Annotated in this window: 13 protein-coding genes, 5 pseudogenes and 1 other annotated feature; of the genes and pseudogenes, 10 read left to right on the top strand and 8 right to left on the bottom strand. The window is 71.4% G+C overall.

Annotated features, from left to right (window positions below):
• On the top strand, positions 1 to 954 hold the full coding sequence (locus tag WKH84_RS11900) for a glycoside hydrolase family 43 protein (protein ID WP_341853812.1): 954 nt from the start codon (positions 1 to 3) through the stop codon (positions 952 to 954).
• A gap of 64 nt (positions 955 to 1018) precedes the next feature.
• Entirely contained in the window at positions 1019 to 2479 is a 1461-nt protein-coding gene (locus tag WKH84_RS11895; protein WP_341853811.1) for a hypothetical protein, read from the top strand.
• Here WKH84_RS11895 and WKH84_RS11890 read toward each other — a convergent pair.
• The 4 genes and pseudogenes from WKH84_RS11890 to WKH84_RS11875 form a co-directional block, all read right to left on the bottom strand.
• Positions 2467 to 2961: a dihydrofolate reductase gene (locus tag WKH84_RS11890; protein ID WP_341856874.1), complete on the bottom strand. Its 495-nt coding sequence runs from the start codon at positions 2959 to 2961 to the stop codon at positions 2467 to 2469. The genes WKH84_RS11895 and WKH84_RS11890 overlap by 13 nt on opposite strands.
• A gap of 35 nt (positions 2962 to 2996) precedes the next feature.
• Positions 2997 to 3800: a thymidylate synthase gene (locus tag WKH84_RS11885; protein ID WP_341856873.1), complete on the bottom strand. Its 804-nt coding sequence runs from the start codon at positions 3798 to 3800 to the stop codon at positions 2997 to 2999.
• Complete coding sequence (locus WKH84_RS11880) at positions 3797 to 4783, bottom strand: substrate-binding domain-containing protein (RefSeq protein ID WP_341853810.1); 987 nt, start codon at positions 4781 to 4783, stop codon at positions 3797 to 3799. Before WKH84_RS11880 ends, WKH84_RS11885 begins: the two co-directional genes overlap by 4 nt.
• A gap of 97 nt (positions 4784 to 4880) precedes the next feature.
• Positions 4881 to 4997: pseudogene (locus WKH84_RS11875) on the bottom strand (LacI family DNA-binding transcriptional regulator); the annotation flags it as partial.
• Positions 4998 to 5344: 347 nt separating this feature from the next.
• On the opposite strand from WKH84_RS11875, the pseudogene WKH84_RS11870 reads away from it, so the two are divergent.
• Positions 5345 to 6864, top strand: a pseudogene (locus WKH84_RS11870) (alpha-N-arabinofuranosidase).
• Positions 6865 to 6946: 82 nt separating this feature from the next.
• Positions 6947 to 7141 carry a hypothetical protein gene (locus WKH84_RS11865; protein ID WP_341853809.1) on the top strand — a complete coding sequence of 65 codons (195 nt, stop codon included), beginning with the start codon at positions 6947 to 6949 and terminating at the stop codon, positions 7139 to 7141.
• Here WKH84_RS11865 and WKH84_RS11860 read toward each other — a convergent pair.
• Positions 7138 to 8138 (bottom strand): annotated as a pseudogene (locus tag WKH84_RS11860) (IS481 family transposase). The gene WKH84_RS11865 and the pseudogene WKH84_RS11860 sit on opposite strands and share 4 nt — an antisense overlap.
• A gap of 115 nt (positions 8139 to 8253) precedes the next feature.
• Here WKH84_RS11860 and WKH84_RS11855 point away from each other — a divergent pair.
• The 3 genes and pseudogenes from WKH84_RS11855 to WKH84_RS11845 form a co-directional block, all read left to right on the top strand.
• Positions 8254 to 9681 (top strand): annotated as a pseudogene (locus WKH84_RS11855) (alpha-L-arabinofuranosidase C-terminal domain-containing protein); the annotation flags it as partial.
• Positions 9668 to 10816: a dienelactone hydrolase family protein gene (locus WKH84_RS11850; RefSeq protein ID WP_341853808.1), complete on the top strand. Its 1149-nt coding sequence runs from the start codon at positions 9668 to 9670 to the stop codon at positions 10814 to 10816. The pseudogene WKH84_RS11855 and the gene WKH84_RS11850, both read left to right, overlap by 14 nt.
• Positions 10817 to 10962: 146 nt before the next feature.
• Positions 10963 to 12652 (top strand): annotated as a pseudogene (locus WKH84_RS11845) (ribonuclease J).
• Positions 12653 to 12729: 77 nt separating this feature from the next.
• On the opposite strand, the gene WKH84_RS11840 reads toward WKH84_RS11845, so the two are convergent.
• Entirely contained in the window at positions 12730 to 13590 is an 861-nt protein-coding gene (locus WKH84_RS11840) for an AraC family ligand binding domain-containing protein (protein ID WP_341853807.1), read from the bottom strand.
• Positions 13591 to 13645: 55 nt separating this feature from the next.
• On the opposite strand from WKH84_RS11840, the gene WKH84_RS11835 reads away from it, so the two are divergent.
• Genes WKH84_RS11835 through WKH84_RS11825 form a run of 3 tightly spaced genes read left to right on the top strand, consistent with a single transcriptional unit; the run spans position 13646 to position 14353 of the window.
• A complete protein-coding gene (locus tag WKH84_RS11835) occupies positions 13646 to 13897 on the top strand; it encodes a hypothetical protein (protein ID WP_341853806.1) in 252 nt (83 codons plus the stop codon).
• Entirely contained in the window at positions 13894 to 14127 is a 234-nt protein-coding gene (locus WKH84_RS11830; protein WP_341853805.1) for a hypothetical protein, read from the top strand. The genes WKH84_RS11835 and WKH84_RS11830 overlap by 4 nt, the downstream gene beginning before the upstream one ends.
• A gap of 55 nt (positions 14128 to 14182) precedes the next feature.
• A complete protein-coding gene (locus tag WKH84_RS11825; protein ID WP_341853804.1) occupies positions 14183 to 14353 on the top strand; it encodes a transposase in 171 nt (56 codons plus the stop codon).
• Positions 14354 to 14410: 57 nt separating this feature from the next.
• Positions 14411 to 14537 (top strand) — a sequence feature (AL1L pseudoknot).
• A gap of 411 nt (positions 14538 to 14948) precedes the next feature.
• Here the strand turns inward: WKH84_RS11825 and WKH84_RS11820 are convergent.
• Both WKH84_RS11820 and WKH84_RS11815 read right to left on the bottom strand, forming a co-directional pair.
• A complete protein-coding gene (locus WKH84_RS11820; protein ID WP_341853803.1) occupies positions 14949 to 15488 on the bottom strand; it encodes a hypothetical protein in 540 nt (179 codons plus the stop codon).
• The gene (locus WKH84_RS11815) at positions 15436 to 15810 is read right to left on the bottom strand and encodes a hypothetical protein (RefSeq protein WP_341853802.1); all 375 of its coding nucleotides are present in this window, start codon (positions 15808 to 15810) and stop codon (positions 15436 to 15438) included. Before WKH84_RS11815 ends, WKH84_RS11820 begins: the two co-directional genes overlap by 53 nt.
• Positions 15811 to 15873: the final 63 nt, after the last annotated feature.

Genomic DNA, 15873 nt, shown 5'->3' with positions numbered 1-15873 from the left:
ATGAGCCGCGCCGTCCCCGCCTGGGAGGTGCCGCTGGCCGATCCGGACGTGGTCCGCGTGCCGGGAGGCTGGATCGCCTACGGCACGGGGCCCGTCCGGGACGGGAGGGCGGTGCCCGCCGCGTTCTCGGAGGACCTCGACTCCTGGCGCGGGATCGGGAACGTCCTCGAAGCGCTCGGCCCCGAGGCGGGGGAGTCGTACTGGGCGCCCGAGGTGTGCGAGCGCGACGGTGCCTGGTGGATGTACTACTCCGTCGGCCACGGAGACCGCGGCCACCGGGTGCGGGTCGCCCGGGCCGACGCGCCCGAGGGCCCGTTCCAGGATCAGGGTGCGGTGCTCACCCCCGAGGAGCCGTTCGCGATCGACGCCTCGCCGTGCCGCCTGCCCGACGGGCGCTGGTGGCTGTTCTTCGCCCGCGACGTGCTGGACCACGAGCGTCCCGGCACCCACCTCGCCGGCGCCGAGCCGCTCACCCCCACCGTGCTCGGCCCGATCCACGAGGTGCTCGCTCCATATGCGGACTGGCAGGTCTTCGCCCACGACCGCGAGATGTACGGGCAGGTGCTGGACTGGCACACGCTCGAGGGACCGCACGTCCTGCTCGCCGGGGGGTCGCTGCTGATGGCCTTCTCCGGCGGGTCCTGGCGGGGGCCGGGCTATCGCACCGCGTGGGCCTGGTCCCGTTCGCCCGAGGGGCCGTGGACGGTGCCGGAGGCGGGAGAGGACGTGCTCCTGCGCACGGACGAGGAGTTCATCGGTCCTGGACACAACTCCTGCACCCAGGGCCCCGACGGTCGCCCGCTCATCGCGTTCCACGCCTGGGACGACGCGGCCAGCGGCCGGTACATGCATCTGCGCGAGCTCGCGGTGGGGGAGGATCCGCCCTCGCTGCGGGTCCTGCCGAGGCGTCCCGTCGTCGGCCCCGGGGAGGCGACCGCGGCCCTGGGGAGCTGACACCGGCCCTGGGAACGCCGCAAAGATCACAGAGGTTTGCCTTACCTCCCGTCCCTGGCCTGGGATGGAGGGACGGTCGCCGACGGGCGGCGGCCCCGTCCCGCAGGAGGCGACCCATGACGACTCTCGAGCACTCGATCGTGATGGGCGGGAGCATGGCCGGACTGCTCGCCGCCGCGGCCCTCGCCCCGCACAGCGCCCGCGTCACGATCGTCGACCGCGACCTGCGCCGGTCGACGGGCCCGACGCCTTCGCCCCGCGCCGCGGCGTGCCCCAGGGCGGGACCGTCCACCGCCTGCTCGCCCTCGGCGAGGCGCAGATGGAGGAGCTCCTGCCGGGCCTGCGCGAGGATCTCCTCGCCGCCGGTGCCGCCTCGCGCGCCGCCCGCGAGGCGGACCCCGTGCTCGACGAGGCGACCCCGAGCGAGGGTGCCCCCGCCGCCGCCGACGGCCCGCTCGGGACCGACGAGCACGACGCCCCGGACGTCGACGAGCCCGGCACCCTGTGGCTCACCCGCCCCGTCCTCGAGGGCGTGGTCCGTCGCCGCGTGCTCGCCCTGCCCGGCGTCGAGGCGGTCCAGGGCGCCGTCGGCGGACTCCTGACCAGCGACGACAAGCGCACCGTGACCGGCGTGCGGCTCCGCGGCGGGGACGCCGGCGAGCCGCACGGCGACCTCGTCGTCGATGCGGCCGGGCGCAGCGACCGCGCCGCCACCTGGGTCGAGGGCCTCGGGTTCGAGCGCCCGCGCACCCTCGGCACCCGCGTCCACGTCGCCTACACCTCGCAGCGCCTGCGCCTGCGCGAGGGCGCGATGCCCGAGGGCGCCGAGTCTCTCGGGCGACCGGCGACCGGCAACAGCCCCTTCACGATCGACCTCGAGCCGTGCGGGGCCGACGAGCACATCCTCTCCATCGCCGGCACCGCCCGCCACCAGCCGCCCACCGATCTCGAGGGCCTGCTGGACATGGTCGCGCTGCTGCCTGAGCGGGAGACCGCCGACGCCCTGGACAGCGCCCTCGAGGGCGCGGAGCCGGTGGGGGAGCCGTCGGTCGCGAAGGCCGCGGGCGCCCACCGCCAGCTCTGGGAGGAGACGACCGACGGCCCCGCAGGCCTCGTCCACATCGGCGACTCCGCCGCGATGTTCACCCCGCTGTACGGCCAGGGCATGGCCATGGCCGCGGTCGGCGCGGTCGCGCCGCGGGACACGCTCGCGGACGACGGGGCCGACGGCCTCGCCGCCCGCTTCCCCGCCTGCTCGGCGCCCTGCTGGACCGCGCCTGGGAGATCACCACCTCCCGCGACGCGCAGATCCCCGGCGCCGAGATGCTGGTCGACGGCGCGGTGGTCGAGGAGCCGCCGGCGGCCGGGTCGCTCGTCGGCGCCGCCTCGGGCGAGTAGACCGCGGCGTCCGGCGTCCGGCGTCCGGCGTCCGGCGTCCGGCGTCCGGTGCTCCGGTGCCCGACTCCGCGCCGTGGCGCGCCGCGGCAGAGTTCCTCGCCGACCAGGCGCGGCTCAGCGCGAGTAGGTGAGGAACCGGTAGCGCAGGCCGCTCGCGGCCTCGTGCCAGCCTTCTGCGGGATCGACGGAGGCGACTGTGAACTCCGAGGGGATCGCGGGGGCGAGGGTGTCCCCGTCGACCTCGAGGTCGATCTCGGTGACGACCAGGCGCTCGGCGACCTCGATCGCGTCGGCGTAGATCGAGCCGCCGCCGATCACCCAGGTGGTCCCTGTCGGGCCGGCCTCGGTCGCGGCGAGCTCGAGCGCCTCCGGCGGCGAGCGGGCGCGCACCGCGCCCGGCAGGTCGAGGGAGTCGTCGCGGGTGATGACGATGTTCGTCCGCCCCGGCAGGGGGCGGAACCTCGGCGGGAAGGACTCCCAGGTGCGCCGCCCCATCACGACGGGGGAGCCGGAGGTGGTGCGCTTGAAGTGCTTCAGGTCCTCGGGCAGGTGCCAGGGCATGGTGCCGCCCGAGCCGATCACCCCGCCGCGCGCCTGTGCCCAGATCATGCCGATCCGCGGTGCGCCCGTCCCGTCGGCCGCGCTCACACCGCCACCGGTGCCTTGATGCCCGGGTGGTGCTGGTAGCCGACGATCTCGATGTCCTCGGGCTCGTACTCGAGGATCGAGTCGGGCCGGCGGTTCAGGCGCGACTCGGGGTAAGGGTACGGCTCGCGGGAGAGCCGCCGCTCCACCTGCTCGACGTGGTTGTCGTAGATGTGGCAGTCCCCGCCGGTCCACACGAAGTCGCCTACCTCGAGACCGGTCTGCTGGGCGACCAAGTGCGTGAGCGACGCGTAGCTGGCGATGTTGAAGGGCACGCCGAGGAACAGGTCGGCGCTGCGCTGGTACAGCTGGCAGGAGAGCTTCCCGTCGTGCACCTCGAACTGGAACAGGGCGTGGCAGGGCGCGAGCGCCATCTGCGGGATGTCGGCCGGGTTCCAGGCCGAGACGATCAGGCGCCGCGATTCGGGGTTGGTGCGGATCTGCTCGACCACGTCGGTGATCTGGTCGATCACGCCGCCGTCGGGGGTGGGCCAGGAGCGCCACTGCGCCCCGTAGATCGGGCCGAGGTCGCCGTTCTCGTCCGCCCACTCGTCCCAGATCGTCACGTCGTGCTCGTGGAGATAGCCGATGTTCGTGTCCCCGCGCAGGAACCACAGCGGCTCCACGATGATCGAGCGGGTGTGCACGCGCTTAGTCGTGACCAGCGGGAATCCCTGCGAGAGGTCGTAGCGGATCTGCTTGCCGAAGAGGCCGCGGGTGCCGGTGCCGGTGCGGTCGCCCTTGGCGTGGCCGGTCTCCAGGACCTCGCGCAGCAGGTCCTCGTAGGGGGTCGGGATCGTCACCGGGGGAGCTCCTCGTTCTCGGGGCGGGCATTGGGTTCGGGCTCGGGCAGGACGGCGCGGGGAGCCGGGGGAGCGGCCGACGGGGCGGCTCCGGCGGCCGCCGACGGGGTGGGTGCCTCCGGCGACGCCTCGACGGCAACCGGCTCCGTGGACTCGCGCACGACCAGCGAGTACGGCGTGTCGATCGTGCGGGGCGGGCCGTCGTAGCCCTGAATCCGCTCGGCGAGCAGGTCCAGCGCGGTCGCGGCGAGGGTGAGCTTGTCCGGCGCGATGGTGGACAGCGAGGGGATGGTGAAAGGGCTGTCGGGGGTGTCGTCGTAGCCGATCACGGCGACGTCCTCGGGCACGCGCCGGCCCAGGCGGCGCGGCATGGCGAGCGCGCCGGTGGCGAGATCGTCGTTGCCGCAGACGATCCCGTCGACCTCCGGATGGCGAGCGAGCGGCTCGCGCGCCCCGTCGAAGCCGTCCTCGCGCCGCCAGTCGTCCACCACCTGGATCCGGGCGGGATCGCCGCCGAGGCCGTGCGCATCCAGCGCCGCGAGGAAGCCGTCGCGCCGCAACGTCCCGGAGGAGTGGGGCCGCTTGCCCTGGGCGGTGTCGATCGCGCCGATGAACGCCAGGCGCCGACGGCCCTGCGCGATCAGGTGCGAGGTCGCCTCGTATGCGGCGCCGACGTTGTCGATGCGCACGTAGTCGCTGCCCTGGGGGAGGGTCTCGGGGAGGTGCTCGCCGATGAACACGGTGGGCTGGCTGGTGCGCTCCATCCGTGCGAACAGCTCCTCCTCGAGCATCAGCGGGTTGAAGATGACCCCGTCGCCGAGCACGCGCTTGAACCCCTCGAGCACGGTCCGCTCCGCCTCGCGCCCTCCGGAGGTCGAGTGCGACAGGATCGTCTGCCCGCGCTCCTGCGCCACCTCGATGAACTGCTGGGCGAGGTTCGAGAAGTAGGAGAAGTCCAGCGAGGGGACGGCGAGGGTGATCATGCCGCTCGCCCCGGTGCGCAGCTCGCTGCGCCGCGACCTGGGGGCGGTAGCCCACCTGCAGGATCGCTTCGCGCACCTTCTCGCGGGTGGAGTCCTTCACGTGGGGGTAGTCGTTGACCACGTTGGAGACGGTCTTGATCGAGACGCCCGCGAGCTCGGCGACGTCGCGCAGCGACGGCGGACGTCGGCGGCGGGTCGCGGGGCTCGAGGGCATGAGGTCGATTCTCGCACCGTCCAGGGCGGGCGGGGCGCCGGGGTGACGGAGGTCGTGTCGAGAGCGCCGGGGCGGGGTGTCAGCAGAAAGGGGACTGCAGCGGCACGCCGCGAGGCTGAGCGGCTCAGCGTGCCGCTGGAGTCCCGTTTCTGCAGCAGTCCGGGAGCCGCGGGATGCCGTTGACGGGGAGGCGGGCCTGTGGAAGCATGTTTGCAACGTTGTAGAAGCGGTCGTCGCGCCGGGCGGTGCCGCCCGGTGGCACGACCGCGCCGCTCCCTCGCTCCGCCGTCGATCGCCGCTCCGGCGCCGCACCGCCGGCCCGCCCCACCTCAAGGATGCCGACACCGATGTCTTCGCCCGTCACCCTCACCCTGCACCCGTCCTTCCAGGTCGCACCCGTGCGCCGCCGCACCTTCGGCGCCTTCGTCGAGCACCTCGGCCGTCGCGTCTACACCGGCATCTTCGAGCCGGACCACCCCTCGGCCGACGAGGACGGCTTCCGCACCGACGTGCTCGCCCTGACCCGCGAGCTCGGCGTGAGCTCCGTGCGCTACCCGGGCGGCAACTTCGTCTCCGGCTACCGCTGGGAGGACGGCGTGGGCCCGGTCGAGGAGCGCCCCGCCCGCCACGACCTCGCCTGGCACTCCACAGAGCCCAACACCGTCGGGCTCGACGAGTTCATGACCTGGGCGAGCAAGGCCGAGGTCGAGCCGATGTACGCGGTGAACCTCGGCACCCGCGGGATCGAGGAGGCGCTCGACGTGCTCCAGTACGCGAACGCCCCCCGCGGCATCGCGTACTCGGACCAGCGCGCCGAGAACGGCCACGCCGAGCCCTACGGCATCCGCATGTGGTGCCTGGGCAACGAGATGGACGGCCCCTGGCAGGCCGGGCACAAGACCGCCGAGGAGTACGCGCGGGTCGCCACCGAGGCCGCTCGCCTCATGCGCCAGGAGGACCCGGAGCTCGAGCTGATCGCCTGCGGCTCCTCCAGCTCGCAGATGGAGACCTTCGCGGCCTGGGAGAACACGGTCCTCACCGAGTCCTACGACCTGGTCGACATGATCTCCGCCCACGCGTACTACTCGGAGAAGGACGGCGACCAGGCCTCCTTCCTCGCCTCGGCCGACGACATGGACCACTTCATCGACTCCGTCGTCGCGACCGCCGATCACGTGCGCGCCAAGCTCAAGCGCGACAAGCGCATCATGATCAGCTTCGACGAGTGGAACATCTGGTATCAGCACCGCGCCGAGTCCCGCCCGCCCAGCGGTGACGACTGGCCGGTCGCGCCGGTGCCGCTCGAGGACACCTACAGCGCGATGGACGCCGTCGTCTTCGGCAACCTGCTGATCTCCCTGCTTTGCGCCACAGCGACCGCGTCGCCTCCGCGTCCCTCGCCCAGCTGGTCAACGTCATCGCCCCGATCATGACCGCACCCGGCGGGGAGGCCTGGAAGCAGACCACCTTCCACCCCTTTGCGCTCACCTCCCGCCACGCGGCCGGACAGGTGCTCGACGTGCGCGTGACCGCCCCGAGCTTCGAGAACACCCGCTTCGGCGAGAGCTCCGCGGCCGACGCGGTGGGGACCTGGGACGAGGAGTCCGGCGCGCTGACCCTGTTCGTCGTCAACCGCGGACCCGAGGGCGAGCAGGCGCTGGAGGCGGACCTCGCCGGCTTCGGCGATCTCGAGCTGGTCGAGGCCGTCACCCTCCATCACGAGGACCCCTACGCCGCGAACACCCAGGACGCGCCCGAGACCGTCGTGCCCGCACCGAACGACTCGGTCACCCTCGACGGCGACCGCCTCGTCGGCACGCCGCCCGCGATCTCCTGGTCGATGATCCGTCTGGCCCGCACGGCCTGACCTCCTGACGCGGTCCGGCCGGGTGGAGCGCCCCCGGCCGGGCCGATGCCCATCGCCACCCCGCCACCCCGAGGAGCCCTCGATGACCGCCCGCACCCTGACCACCGGCCTCGTCGGCGCCCTCGTCCCGACCTCGACCGGCGACCGCCCGCTCGCCCCGCGCACCGGAGCGACCGACGGGCCCGCCCGCGTCGTGATCGACCTGGACCTGCCCGGCGCCACGATCTCCCGCCACCTCTACGGCCACTTCGCCGAGCACCTGGGACGCCGCATCTAGGTGTAGTTGGCCATGACGTTATCGACGCCGGTATGGAGTCGTGAGGCTGGGGGCTGATCGCTGCAGGCGGTGTGCGGGCGATGGTAGTCGTAGTGGTGGACCCAGATCCTGATCGCGTCTCGCCGCTCGTTCTCTGAGTCGTAGGCGCGGGCGTAGAGGCATTCGTCGGTCATGAGCCGCTGGTAGCGCTCGACCTTCCCGTTGTGCCGGGGCGTGTAGATCCTGGTGCGCTGGTGCCGGCCGATGAACGCCCTGGTTGACCGTCGGAATGCCTTGGCGGTGTAGTTGCTGCCGTTGTCGGTGATCAGACGGGAGATCCGCGTGATGCCGTGCGCGGTGAAGAACGCCCGGGCTCGGTGGAAGAACGCGATGGTCGTCGCGGCTTTCTCGTCCTCGAGTGCTTCGGTGTAGGCCAGGCGGGAGAACCCGTCGATGATCGAGTGGAGGTAGGTGTAACCGATCCGCTGGGAGTGCTTCTTCTTGTCCTGCACGGAACCTCGCCCATGCGCCCACCACCCGCCGCCGTCGCGGAGCTTGCCGATCTTCTTCACGTCCATGTGGACCATGTGCCCGGGATAGCGGGCATGGATCTTCCCAGGTCGGCGGAGGTTCTCTCCGTCCGGGGTGATGTCCCGGACCCGGTTCAACCCGAGCCGGTCCAGCCAACGAGTCACCGTCCGCACGCGCATGCGAAGCCGTGGCCGTCGGTGAGTTCGCGGGCGATCCGACGGGCGGACCACTTCTTCTCCCGTCGCCAGGACTCGATCAGCTCGAGCACCCAGACCGGGAGCCGGGTGGGTCGCTTCATTGGCGCGCTGGAGCGATCCTGCAAACCGACCTCGCCATGCTCCCGGTAGCGGCCGACCCACTTCGACAGGGTCGAACGGGAGATGTGGAACTCCGCGGCGACGTGCGCGATCGGACGGCCTCTCCCGATCACCTGGCCGACGGCTCGCTGCCTTCCAAGCGTCGTCAGCGGGGCATTACGGTGGGTCACGGAACGGGTCCCCTCCTGCGAGATGGTTGCTTAGACACCACCCATCGTGCCGGTCACGGGGCCCGTTCCCTCATCCCCGGCCAGCGTCCACAACGTCATGACCCGCAACATCTAGGGCGGCTTCTACGTGGGCGAGGACTCCGAGATCCCGAACCTGCGCGGCATCCGCACCGACGTGGTCGAGGCGCGCGCGCCCTGCGGATCCCGAACCTGCGCTGGCCCGGCGGTCGCTTCGCCGACGACTACCACTGGCGCGACGGCATCGGCCCGCGCCAGGACCGCCCCCGCATGGTCAACTCCCACTGGGGCGACATCGTCGAGGACAACTCCTTCGGCACCCACGAGTTCATGGACCTCGTCGAGCTACTCGGCACCGAGGCGTACGTCAACGGCAACGTCGGCTCCGGCACGGTGCGGGAGATGAGCGACTGGATCGAGTACCTCACCCGCGCCGACGACCCCCCGATGGCGGCGCCGCGGCGCGAGAACGGCCGCGACGAGCCGTGGCAGGTGCCGTTCTTCGGCATCGGCAACGAGGCCTGGGGTCGCGGCGGGAACATGCGCGCCGAGGACTACGCCGCGCTGGCTCGCCAGTACGCCACCTATGTGCGCGACCACGGCGACAACCAGGTCACCCGCATCGCCGCCGGCGCGAACGTGGACGACTACGCCTGGACCGAGGCGCTGATGCGCGCGATCGACGGCCTCGAGGGCCGTGACGGCCGGCCCGGTCCCTTCCAGGCGATCTCGCTGCACTACTACACGATGTCCGGGCCCTGGGAGGACAAGGGCGACGCCACCGACTTCAGCGACGAGGAGTGGTACCTGACCCTCTCCCGCGCCGCCCGCGCCGAGGAGCTGGTGGCCCGCCACGCCACCGTCATGGACCGCCACGACCCGCACAAGAAGGTCGGGCTGGTGTTCGACGAATGGGGCACCTGGTGGAACGTCGAGCCCGGCACGAACCCCGGCTTCCTGTACCAGCAGAACACCGTGCGCGACGCGCTCGTGGCGGGCATCCACTTCGACGGCTTCCACCGCCACGCGGACCGGTCGCTCATGGCGAACATCGCCCAGACCGTGAACGTCTTGCAGGCGATGATCCTCACCGATCCGGATTCCGGCGCGCTGGTGCTCACCCCGACGTACCACGTCTTCGCGATGAACGCCGGGCACCAGGACGCCGCTGCGCTCGACGCCCACCTGCTTGCTTCCCGAGGAGGTGCAGGAGGTCGACGGCCGACCAGCGCCGCTGGTCTCCGCCTCCGCCTCGCTGCGGGTCGACGAGGGGGCGGCGCTCGTCTCGCTGTCGAACCTCTCGGCCGACGAGCCTCGCACCCTCGTCCTGGACCTGCGCGGCCGCGAGGTCGTAGGCCATGAGGCGACTGTGTTGACCGGCGCGTCGACCGCCGCGCACAACACCCCCGAGCGGCCGGAGGCGGTCTCCCCGGTGCCGCTGACGGACGTGCGCGAGCACGAGCGGGGACTCGAGGTGACCCTGCCGCCGCACTCCTTCGCGACGGTGCGGCTTGACCTCGCCTGACCGCGGCGCCGACCAGCCCCGGCAGGGCGCGAGAGTGGAGAGGCCCGGTGCGTCGGCCGGTGGTGCGGAGGAGCGCCGCGAGCGCCTCCGCTCCCTGCTGGGTCTCGACCCCACCACGACGGAGGGGCGCCTTGCCGCTGTGCCGTCGGCCCCGTCGGACGACGGCCCGGTCGAGGTGCAGCTGCTCGCTCCGTGCGGGGAGCCCGGCGCGGAGCCGGGCGCCGACCCCGACGTGATCCCGGCGTTCCTCCTGCGTCCCGCGCCCGAGCACGACACCGGCGCCGGCGTCGTCCTCGTCGCCGGGCACGGACGCGGCATCGACGCGCTGGTCGCGACCGATCCGGCCGACGAGTCCCACGACGCCCTCGCCCACAAGCTCGCCCGCGCCGGGCTGACCGTGCTGTGCCCGGAGATGATCAGCTTCGGCCGGCGCCGAGTCCCGCCCCCGCCGGGCGGCGCTCCATGGGCGCCAGAGGAGAAGACCTGCGAGATCGACGCGGCCCGGCACCTGCTGCACGGCCGGCCGGTCATCGGCCGCCGCGTCGCCGACGCTCGCGCCGCCGTCCAGGCGGCGCGCGCCCTGCCGGGCGTGGACCCCGAGCGGGTCGCCGTCGCCGGCGGATCCGGGGAGGGGCGGTCGCCCTGCTTGCTGGCCGCGGCCGACGAGACGATCTCCGCGGCGCTGGTCGCGACCTACTTCTGCACTTTCCAGGCGAGCCTCGCCTCGATCCGGCACTGCCCCTGCAACATCGTCCCCGGCCTGCTGCCCGAGCTCGAGATGGCGGACATCGCCGCACTGATCGCCCCGCGCCCGCTGGTGATCGAGGCGGGGGAGCGCGACCCCCTGTTCCCGATCATCGCGACCCGCGAGGCCTTCTCCCTTCTCCCACCGGTGTGGGAGGCGCGGGGTGCCGTCCCGCCCGAGCTCGTCGTCACCCGGGCGGGCATGCCTTCCGCGCCGAGCGCTCCCTCGACGCTCTTCTCGAGCGCCTCGCCGGCTGAGGGTGCCGCCGTCGGTCGCCGGGCGGCCGAGATCTCCCTCGGTCGCGGGATGCGCCGCGAGCGAGCGTCCGCCGGCCGCCCCGGTCACCGGCCCCGCCCGTCGGCCGCTCCCGTGGCCCCGCTGTCAGAGTGACAAGATCGAGTGTTTGCGCCCAGGGGTGGGGGAGATGTCCTCTTCTGCCGTACGGTGAACCGTGTGCTGATCGCTGCACCCCGCGAGGGGACGCGCGCGGCGCCCGAGACCTCAGTCCCTGTCCCTTCGACGATTGTGAATCCCTTATGCAGGTAGCTGCCCGCAACAAGCTGTCCGCTCCTCCTCGCCTGGCCAAGAACGGCCTGCGCATCACCCCGCTCGGCGGCCTCGGCGAGGTCGGCCGCAACATGACCGTGTTCGAGCACCACGGAAAGCCGCTCATCGTCGACATCGGCGTGCTCTTCCCGGAGGACCACCAGCCCGGCATCGACGTGATCCTGCCGGACTTCACCTCGATCCGCGACCGCCTCGACGACATCGTCGGCATCGTGCTCACCCACGGCCATGAGGACCACATCGGCGGCGTCCCGTACCTCCTCAAGGAGCGGGCCGACATCCCGCTGTACGGCTCGGAGCTGACCCTCGCCTTCATCACCGCGAAGCTCAAGGAGCATCGCATCACCCCGAAGACCATGCAGGTCAAGGCCGGGGACCGCCAGAAGGCGGGGCCGTTCGACCTCGAGTTCGTCGCGGTGAACCACTCCATCCCGGACTCCCTGGCGGTGTTCATCCGCACCTCCGCCGGCTCCGTCGCCGCATACCGGCGACTTCAAGATGGACCAGTTCCCGCTGGACGGTCGCATCACCGACCTGCGCGCCTTCGCGCGCCTCGGCGAGGAGGGTGTGGACGTGTTCCTCACCGACTCGACCAACGCCGAGGTCCCCGGCTTCACGATGAGCGAGCGGGACCTCACCCCCGCGATCGACCGGGTCTTCGCGACCTCGCCGCGGCGCGTGATCGTCTCGAGCTTCGCCAGCCACGTCCACCGCATCCAGCAGGTGCTCGACGCCGCCCACGCCAACGGCCGCAAGGTGGCCTTCGTGGGCCGCTCGATGGTGCGCAACATGAAGATCGCGCGCGAGCTCGGCTACCTCTCCATCCCCAAGGGCCTGGTCGTCGACTTCCGCAAGATCCAGTCGATGCCCGATCACAAGATCACCCTGATCTGCACCGGCTCCCAGGGCGAGCCGATGGCGGCGCTGGCGCGCATGGCCAACGGCGACCACCAGATCCAGGTGGGCGAGGGCGACACCGTGCTGATGGCCTCCTCGCTGATCCCCGGCAACGAGAACGCGATCTACGGGATCATCAACAAGCTCATCGACCTCGGCGCGAACATCGTCCACAAGGGCAACGCGAAGGTGCACGTCTCCGGCCACGCAAGCGCCGGCGAGCTCGTGTACTGCTACAACATCGTGGGGCCGAAGAACGTCTTGCCGGTGCACGGCGAGTCCAAGCACCTGCACGCCAACGCCGACCTCGCCCGGAAGACCGGTGTGCCCGAGGACCGCGTGGTCGTCGGCTTCGACGGCGTGGTCGTGGACCTCGTGGACGGGAAGATCAAGGTCGCCGGCAAGGTCGACGCAGGCCTCGTCTACGTGGACGGCCAGACCATCGGCACCGCCACCGAGGACACCCTCGCCGAGCGCCGCATGCTCGCCGGCGGCGGCGTGGTCACGGTGGTCGCGCTGATCGACCCCAAGACCCACAAGCCGGTCGAGCCGGTCGAGTTCCTCACCAAGGGCTTCGTGCACGACAAGAAGACCTTCGAGGGCGCCGCCGCGCAGGTCGAGAAGGCACTCGCGCAGTCGAAGGCCGACAAGATCGACGACATCGCCGAGATCGAGCAGATCGTGGTCGACACCGTCACCAATCACCTGCGCCGCACCTACCGCCGCGAGCCCGCGGTGATGGCCGTGGTCATCGACTCCTGAGTCCCGGCCGACGTCCGCGTCGGCGCTCTTCGACGGCCCCTCCGGCCCGCTTCGCGGCGGCGCGGGAGGGGCCGTTCTCATCGGCCTGTGTTCAGCCGGTCCGATGCCGCGCCCGATGGGCCGACGGGCTCAGCCCCGCGCGCGCCCGGAAGCGGCGCGAGAAGTACAGCGGATCGGCGAACCCGACCCGCCGCGCGACCTCGGCGACAGGGTCCGGGGTCATCTCCAGCGACCTCGCGGCGGCCTCCATCCGCGCGCCTCGACGTAGCCGCGCAGCGGCGTGCCCGTCTGCGCGGTGAACAGGTGCGCGAGCCGCGAGGGGGAGAGGTGGGCGACCTGCGCGAGCCGCGGCGCAGTGAGCTCCTCGTCCAGATGCGCGTCGATGTGCTCGAGCACCCGCGAGCACCCGCTCGTCCACCCGCCGCCGGCGCGGGTTCTGAGTGTCGTACCAGAGCAGCGCCTCCTCGATCCCGTTCAACGTGAACAGCTCGGAGCGGCCGACGGCCAGGCGTGCGGCGCGGGCGGCCGTGCGCGCCTGCCTGCACGCGGGCGTCGACGGCCGCGCCGAGACGGATGGTGAGCAGACCGTCCGCGGCCTCGGGCCAGTCCAGCGGCGCGAGCCACGGCGCCGGCGGATGCACATGGACGTAGAGCAGGTGCCAGCCGCCCGCGGCGGGATCCGTGCCGTAGTCCTGGAGGGTGCCGGGGCGGATCAGCACGCTCTGGCCGGTGGAGGTGGTCAGGGAGACGCCGTCTGCCGAGTGGACGAGGCCGGCGCCGGCCACGGTGTGCGCGAGCAGCGACCAGTCGGTCGTGCCCCGGGAGCGGCGCACCCGGTAGTCCGCCTCCTGCTGCGGCTCGCCGACGAGCACGCGGCCGGTCTCCGGGGCCGGGAGCTCGACGGCGGGCACCTGGCGCCGCGCAGCAGGATCGTCCATGTCTCCGCCCTCCTCGCACCTGGTCGGCATCGACCGGGGTGCCCAGACTTGCATCATGAACACCGCCGGCACCAGCCCCGCCCCGACGACCCCCGGACTCGAGATCCTCCCCGCCGACACCGCGGACCCCGCTCGCCTCGCCGCGGCCTACGAGACCGGCGGCGCCGTGCACCTGCGCGGCGTGCTCACCGCCGAGGAGGTCGCCGAGCCGCGGGAGGCCTTCACCTCCCACATAGAGACTGACGGCGCCGGCGGCGCCTTCGACGAGACGCCCGAGGGCGATCCGCGCGCGCCTACCCCCGCATGATCCAGCCCCATCGCGGCGACCACGCCCCGGGCAGACTCGCCCGGCGCTGGTCGCTCGAGCAGCGCGTGATGGGCCGCGTGGCTGAAGTGGTGGGCCCCGTGTGGGCGACCCAGTCGATGTTCTACTTCAAGCCCCCGGGCGCCCGCGGCCAGGCGATGCACCAGGACAACTACTTCCTGCAGTCTGAATCGCCCCGGGTCTGGGGAGGCTCTGAACCCACGGGAGGATGAGGAGCATGGCGGCACCGAGGAAGTACCCCGATGAGCTTCGGGAGAGGCCACGAGGATGGCCGTGGACGCGCGGCGGGATCCAGCGACGAGGTCGGGAACGTTCCGCCGTGTGGGCGAGCGGCTCGGGATCAATCCCGAGACTCTGAGGAACTGGGTCGTGCAGGCCGAGATCGACGAGGGCCACCGGGTCCGGGACCACGACCAGCGACGCCGAGCGGCTCGCTGAGCTGGAGAAGGAAGTGCGCGAGCCGCGCCGGGCGAACGCGATCCTTAAGTCGGCCTCGGCTTTTTTCGCGCGGAGCTCGGCCGCCCACCGCGATGATCGTGACGTTCATCGACCAGCACAAGCACGAATTCGGCGCCTGGCCGATCTGCCGCACGCTCACCGCGCGGACACCCAGATCGCGCCGAGCACCTATTACGCCTTCAAGACCCGCCCGCCCTCGAAGCGGACGCGCGGGACGAGGAGCCGCTCGTGCAGATCCGGCGCGTGCACGCGAAGAACTTCGGCGTCTACGGCGCGAAGAAGCTCCACGCTCAGTCGCGCCGAGAAGGCATCTCCGTCGCGCGCGCACCGTGGAACCAGGAAGGACATGCAGGAGCGAAGGAAGGGCCAATCCAGGAAATCCCTGCCCGGGCCGAGACCCCGACCCGCGTACCTGCGGCAGTACCGCCAGGCGACCAATCGTCCCGGATACGGACGCTGAACAGGGGCGACGGGCCGGTACGTACAGAACCTCCTAGGTGCTGAGGGAAGCAAGTCCACCGATGTCATCCCATGCCGCTCGGGACCCGTGGAAGAGCCGAGTGCCCCGATCCTTTTAACGTTCGGCGACGAGCACGGTCGGTTCGAGTTCGAGCTGGTCGGCGACAGCGTGCCATGACTCGGCGAAGTTGCCATAGGCAGTCTTGATGGGAACGCCAACTGGCAGTTCTGGGCATTCGTTCTCGGTGTTCGACCCCCAGTTGACCCAGCCGGACTCCTTTCGCTGGACAATCTGGAATCCGCCTGACGGTTGACCCGTCCACCAGACCATCGCGCGTCCGTTCACCGAGTGGAACTCCGCCGACTTCTGCACCGCACCGGTGAAGATCGTGGCATCCGGGACGGCGGAAACATCCACTGGCCGTTCACTGATGACCCACGGTCGGTCCGGAGCGTCCGCCAGGAAGTGCGAGTGCTCTCGCACGACGGCCAGCCGCTGAGAGATCTCCTCATCAGGGAGAGCCTCCTCCCATGCGCAGAACAGCCGCCAGTACAGGTCCCAATGCGCTGATTCCATGCCGTCAGCCAACTGGTCCCGGATCTCAGTGAACCTCTCGGAGTCGCTCCTCCCGTGCGCGAGAGTCTCCTCGACCATGTTCACAAGCTCGCTGCGCATAGGGGTCCCCCGCACGGTAGCGAGTGCTGTGATGAGACTCAAAACGGTCGAACACGAGCTCGCCGGGCCCGCCCTCGAACTCATCCCCCACGGTGATCTTGTCGGCGACAGAACGGCCGTTGATCACCGTTCGAAAGCTGTCCACGTCATAGCGACGTCGGAACGATGGCGTCCCATAAGTAAAGATCCAGTCGATCCTGAAGGTCTTGCCGCGCAACTCCTCAAGCAGACCATCCGGAACGGTGCCGTGCATCCGATAGTGATGGAGAATGGGACCCTCTTCGACGGTCTCGATGCGCACCTTCGTGTGCTCGGGCGGGTTGATGAGACCGTTCTCTGGAGTGAAGAACGGACCGTAGAACCC

The organism is Brachybacterium sp. GPGPB12 (genome assembly GCF_038396325.1).
Lineage (GTDB): Bacteria > Actinomycetota > Actinomycetes > Actinomycetales > Dermabacteraceae > Brachybacterium > Brachybacterium conglomeratum.
This window is presented reverse-complemented; position numbering and strand designations above follow the sequence as displayed.

What these genes read in the sequence shown, in the direction of transcription:
- WKH84_RS11900 (WP_341853812.1), top strand. Translation starts at nt 1, where the DNA reads ATGAGCCGCGCCGTCCCCGCCTGGGAGGTGCCGCTGGCCGATCCGGAC.
- WKH84_RS11895 (WP_341853811.1), top strand. Translation starts at nt 1,019, where the DNA reads ATGGAGGGACGGTCGCCGACGGGCGGCGGCCCCGTCCCGCAGGAGGCG.
- WKH84_RS11890 (WP_341856874.1), bottom strand. Translation starts at nt 2,961, where the DNA reads ATGATCTGGGCACAGGCGCGCGGCGGGGTGATCGGCTCGGGCGGCACC.
- WKH84_RS11880 (WP_341853810.1), bottom strand. Translation starts at nt 4,783, where the DNA reads ATGATCACCCTCGCCGTCCCCTCGCTGGACTTCTCCTACTTCTCGAAC.
- WKH84_RS11865 (WP_341853809.1), top strand. Translation starts at nt 6,947, where the DNA reads ATGACCGCCCGCACCCTGACCACCGGCCTCGTCGGCGCCCTCGTCCCG.
- WKH84_RS11840 (WP_341853807.1), bottom strand. Translation starts at nt 13,590, where the DNA reads ATGGACGATCCTGCTGCGCGGCGCCAGGTGCCCGCCGTCGAGCTCCCG.
- WKH84_RS11835 (WP_341853806.1), top strand. Translation starts at nt 13,646, where the DNA reads ATGAACACCGCCGGCACCAGCCCCGCCCCGACGACCCCCGGACTCGAG.
- WKH84_RS11830 (WP_341853805.1), top strand. Translation starts at nt 13,894, where the DNA reads ATGATCCAGCCCCATCGCGGCGACCACGCCCCGGGCAGACTCGCCCGG.
- WKH84_RS11825 (WP_341853804.1), top strand. Translation starts at nt 14,183, where the DNA reads ATGGCCGTGGACGCGCGGCGGGATCCAGCGACGAGGTCGGGAACGTTC.
- WKH84_RS11820 (WP_341853803.1), bottom strand. Translation starts at nt 15,488, where the DNA reads ATGGTCGAGGAGACTCTCGCGCACGGGAGGAGCGACTCCGAGAGGTTC.